This window comes from Ensifer sp. NM-2, from assembly GCF_003024455.1.
Classification (GTDB): Bacteria; Pseudomonadota; Alphaproteobacteria; order Rhizobiales; family Rhizobiaceae; genus Ensifer; species Ensifer canadensis.
The window spans coordinates 1-4,590 of the sequence record NZ_PVZR01000050.1 but is presented as its reverse complement, the minus strand read 5'-3'; the positions used below and the strand labels follow the sequence as shown (position 1 = coordinate 4,590).

Annotated in this window: 6 protein-coding genes; 1 reads left to right on the top strand and 5 read right to left on the bottom strand. The window is 58.4% G+C overall.

Annotation, left to right across the window (positions count from 1 at the left end; genetic code table 11):
* The coding region (locus C6558_RS38610; protein ID WP_146160986.1) for an aldehyde dehydrogenase family protein at positions 1–260 on the top strand (260 nt) is incomplete at its 5' end.
* 114 nt (positions 261–374) lie between these two features.
* Here the strand turns inward: C6558_RS38610 and C6558_RS38605 are convergent.
* From C6558_RS38605 to C6558_RS38585, 5 genes are all read right to left on the bottom strand, one after another.
* Positions 375–779 carry a Rid family detoxifying hydrolase gene (locus tag C6558_RS38605; RefSeq protein ID WP_255569861.1) on the bottom strand — a complete coding sequence of 135 codons (405 nt, stop codon included), beginning with the start codon at positions 777–779 and terminating at the stop codon, positions 375–377.
* Between the two features lie 122 nt (positions 780–901).
* Entirely contained in the window at positions 902–2,410 is a 1,509-nt protein-coding gene (locus C6558_RS38600; RefSeq protein ID WP_107028834.1) for a tripartite tricarboxylate transporter permease, read from the bottom strand.
* A gap of 15 nt (positions 2,411–2,425) precedes the next feature.
* Positions 2,426–2,899: a tripartite tricarboxylate transporter TctB family protein gene (locus C6558_RS38595; protein WP_057223494.1), complete on the bottom strand. Its 474-nt coding sequence runs from the start codon at positions 2,897–2,899 to the stop codon at positions 2,426–2,428.
* A gap of 63 nt (positions 2,900–2,962) precedes the next feature.
* Positions 2,963–3,907 carry a tripartite tricarboxylate transporter substrate binding protein gene (locus C6558_RS38590; RefSeq protein ID WP_245449368.1) on the bottom strand — a complete coding sequence of 315 codons (945 nt, stop codon included), beginning with the start codon at positions 3,905–3,907 and terminating at the stop codon, positions 2,963–2,965.
* A 26-nt stretch (positions 3,908–3,933) separates the two neighbouring features.
* Positions 3,934–4,590: glutamate cyclase domain-containing protein (locus tag C6558_RS38585; RefSeq protein WP_146160985.1), on the bottom strand; the 657-nt coding region annotated here is incomplete at its 5' end.

Here is a 4,590-nt window from a genome sequence, read left to right as displayed (position 1 = left end):
ATTATGACGAGGCGCTTGCCGTCGCCAACGACACGCCGTTCGGGCTGTCGTCGGGCATTGCCACCACCAGCCTGAAACATGCGACGCATTTCAAGCGCAATGCCGAGGCCGGCATGGTGATGGTCAATCTGCCGACCGCCGGCGTCGATTTCCACGTGCCCTTCGGTGGCCGCAAGGGCTCCTCCCATGGCTCGCGCGAGCAAGGTCGCCACGCCGCCGAATTCTACACAACCGTCAAGACGGCATACATATCGGCGTAGGTGCTGTCAGAGATGCGAGGGGCGCGCGCGTGGGAACGCTGTTACATGCTCGATGCTCTTGAACAACGCCAGCGCGATGCGGGTGTTGCTTTTTGGATCAGTGTGGGAAGGTCCCTATTCGTTAGAATGGCGTAGCGTCAACACCGCCTCCACTTCGATCTGTGCGCCCTTTGGCAGGGCGGACACTTCGAAGCATGCGCGGGCGGGAAACGGTGCCTTGAAGAAGGTAGCGTACTCCGCGTTAAGTGCGCCGAATTTCGACATGTCAGTAATCAGCACAGTCGTTTTCACTGTCCGGGCAAGGTTGGTTCCGGCTTCCGTTGCGATGGCGGAGATGTTCTTTAGGCACTGGCGCAGTTGTAGCACCGGGTCTTTCGAAACGATCTCACCCGTGGCCGGATCGATCGGCAATTGGCCAGAAACAAACAGAAGTTGTCCCGTGCTTATCGCCTGTGAAAAGGGGCCAACTGCGGCGGGGGCGTTGGTGGTGGATATGGCTGAAAGCAAATTGGTCTCCATTACCGGTTTGTATCGTTTCAGTGTGCGCCAAGGATAATCCCACAAGACGTGAAGCGACTTTGTGTTGAGATTTGCAAGGAAGGGGCCAGGCGCCGAATGCGAACATGTCTCTGCTGAGTTCTTTAGTCTTCGGCCTCGGCAAACGTATTGGAACGCATACGACGCACGCTGGGTGTCGATATAAGGATGAGCGCCAGAGCGGACATACCGAGCAGGGTGATGCTGATCGGGCTGGACACAAGCGCCGTCCAGTCGCCTTGCGAAAAGATCAGCGCCCGGCGCAGGTTCTCTTCGAGCATCGGCCCAAGGATGAACCCCAGCAGCAGGGGAGCCGGCTCGCAATCCAGCTTGAACAGGATGTAGCCGAGCATTCCAAATCCGCTCAAAAGGACAAGGTCCACCAAACTCATATTGATCGAGTAAACGCCGATCGCGCTAAAGACGAGGATCGCCGGGAACATCATGTTGTAGGGCGTCGACAACAGCTTCACCCACAGCCCTACCAAGGGCAAGTTCAGGATCAGTAACATAAGGTTGCCAATCCACATGGATGCGATCAAGCCCCAGAAAAGCGCCGGGTTATTGGTCATCACGCTAGGTCCGGGCTGAATGCCCTGGATCATCAACGCACCGATCATCATCGCCATAACGCCGTTGCCGGGAATGCCGAGCGTCAGCATCGGGATGAACGATGTTTGCGCACCGGCATTGTTGGCTGCTTCCGGTCCAGCTACGCCTTCCATCGCCCCCTCACCGAACCTTACCGGTCCTGTCGACAGCTTTTTCTCCAAAGCGTACGATGCGAAGGATGACAGCGTTGCGCCACCGCCGGGCAGCACGCCGAGAATGGAGCCTAGGCCCGTGCCCCGCAGGGCGGGCATGATCATCCGCTTGAAATCAGAAGGCGACGGCATCAGTCGACTGATCTCGCGAACCGAGCGACTTGGTGTGTCGCTCGGCTCGAGATTGCGAAGAATTTCCGACAGGCCATAGATGCCGGTGGCAAATGCGACGAAACTGATCCCATCGTAGAGATCGGGGACGCCGAAGGTGAATCGTTCGACGCCGGTGTAAACGTCGGCGCCGACGATGCCGAACAGCAAACCAAGCACGATCATCGCTACCGCTTTGATTAGCTGGCCGTTGGCGAGCGTTACCGACAGGATTAGGCCGAATACGATCAGCGCAAAATGTTCCGGGGGGCCGAATTTCAGCGCCATTTCGCCGAGCGGTATCGCAAAGGCAGCGACGACAACAGTAGCGATGGTACCGGCAATAAATGAACTGATTGCGGCCGTCGCAAGCGCGATGCCCGCGTGTCCCTTTCGGGCCATTTCGTAGCCGTCGATGGCTGTGACCGCCGAGGCTGCTTCGCCCGGTAGATTGACGAGGATGGCGGTCGTTGAGCCGCCATATTGTGCGCCGTAGTAGATGCCTGCCAACATTATCATTGACGTTGAAGCATCGAGGCCGAACGTGATGGGCAAAAGAAGTGCTATTGTTGCAGTCGGCCCGACACCCGGAAGCACGCCGATCAGAGTGCCGAGGAGACAACCGAGAAAACAGTAAAACAGGTTGTCGATGGTAAGGGCCGTTTGCAGCCCGAACATAAGATTGGTTACCAGATCCACAATCGGTCCCCCTGGTTAAAGCGTTAGCCAGCGGCCCAATGCCGGCAGCGGCAGACCCAGCCCCCATATGAAAACCGCGGTGGCGAGGACTGCCAGAACGCAGGAAACGATTAGGCGCGTCAACATGCGCATCTCGGGCGCCGCCAGAGTGCCAACAAAGGCCGTCACGGTCACTGCGATTAGAAAACCGGCAGGTCTCACGAGCAGGCCAAAGAGAAGGGGGCTGGCCAGAACGCAAAGCAATCTGACCGGGGCGACGAACGTCATCTGCTCACCCGGACCGATTATTCCCTTGATGGCGACGGCCAGGCCGAGACAGCCGAGTATGGCCGATAGGATAAGCGGGAAAAAGCCAGGCCCCATCTGTGAGGCGTTGCCAAATGAATAGTTCCAGGCGATTACGCCAAATCCGATTGCGAAAGCGGTGATGAAGCCGCCTGCCACAACATCTTTCTTGACGGTGATAGTGCCGCTTGCAAGGACGGTCATCGAAGCGTCTCCTGGCTGCATGGGAAATGGGCCGCAACTTGCGGCCCTCTTGGTGCTGGAACCTTACTGGCCGACCTTGATGCCAAGGCGACCAATCAGCTCTCCGAAGACCTTGCCTTCCCTCTCGATGGCAACTCTCGCCTCTTCGGGAGAGCTTGCAACCACCACTGCGCCGAGCTTCGTGAGGCGTTCTGCGACTTCGGGCTTATTCAGAATCTTCACGACTTCCGCATTCAGTATATCGATGATTTCCTGCGGGGTGCCGGCCGGCGCCAGCATCGCGCTCCACGAGCCTGCATTGTAGTCGGCATAGCCCGACTCAGCCACGGTCGGTATGTCGGGAAACTCCGGCGACCGTTCGGTTCCGCCCACGGCGAGTAATTTCAGGCGTCCTTCGCGCACGAGTGCGCTAACTGAGGGGAGCGTATCGAACGCCATCGTCGCGACACCGCTAATAAGGTCGGGATGAGCCTTAGCACTTCCGGCATACGGCGCGTGCACCATGTCGAGTCCGGCCATGTCGAGGAACCACTCGGAGAAGATATGAACGTTGCTGCCAATCCCTGCGGAGGCAAAGCCCAGCTGTCCGGGGCGTTCCTTTACATATGCCACGAACTCCGCAAGCGTGTTGACGGGCAGGGTGGCAGGAACCACGAGACCGACCTGCGTACGCGCCAACAGCGAGATCGGCTCGAAGCTCTGGACCGGATCGTATGAAAGGTTCGGCATGAGCGCCTTGCCCAAAACATGCGACTGGACAACGACTTCGAGCGTGTAGCCGTCTGGGTCGGCTCGAGCGACGAATGTGCTGCCAATCGAGCCGTTCGCGCCGGGCCGGTTTTCGACGACGACCGGCTGGCCAAGTGCGGGGGATAGCTGCTCGGCGATCAGTCGCGCGGTGATGTCGCCTTGGCCACCCGGGGCATAAGGCACGATTACTTGTATCGTACGATCTGGATAGGTCTGTGCGATGGCTGGCCCGGCTAGGCCCGCCACAATCGCCAGCAAAAGGGCTCCGCCTTTGAAAAGCTTATTCATTCTCTTGTTCCCTTCGTCTTTTTCATTTGGCCGTGCGAAAGCCCACGGTCAGGCCCGGCGATATTGAGACGCACCATATCTCGCAGAAGCTGGACGATCGCCATCGAGCTTTCGCCTTCGGTACCATCGACGATGAACCGCGAGGTGCAGTACCGCATCTCCCAGCCTCCTGCATCGAGGCATGCTTGAACGATGCGCTTTTCAAGTTCTGGCGTCTGAACGAGATCACGGTTCTTGAGGAGGAAACCAAGCATGGCGGCTATCCCGTATGCGCCCCAGTTGGACACGGAGGCCGGCAGGAAGATGTCGGTTGCGGTCACAGTCACTGCGCCGCCTGGCTTGTCGGTCTGGGTTTCCCGACCATACGGGTGAAAATCCTGCATGAACGGATGGATGCGTCCGAAGCCGATCTCATTGCCGTTGTCGCCGATACCAATAGTCAGGATACCGCGCTCGGTGGCCTTATCGATGAGCGGCGCGATGTTGACACAGCCTTCGGGAGCAACACCCGTCGAATAGTGGACAATGCCGTTCTCGTTCGGACCCAGGCGCTCGATCGTTATGATCGCCTTTGGTTTCAAGTCGTCGAGAAGCTTGCCTGCCCAATCGTCGATTTCGGATTGTACCTCTGGCGCGGTAAGGATCGCCGCGCC

Coding starts and splice junctions, on each gene's coding strand:
- C6558_RS38605 (WP_255569861.1), bottom strand. CDS start 779: ATGGAGACCAATTTGCTTTCAGCCATATCCACCACCAACGCCCCCGCC.
- C6558_RS38595 (WP_057223494.1), bottom strand. CDS start 2,899: ATGACCGTCCTTGCAAGCGGCACTATCACCGTCAAGAAAGATGTTGTG.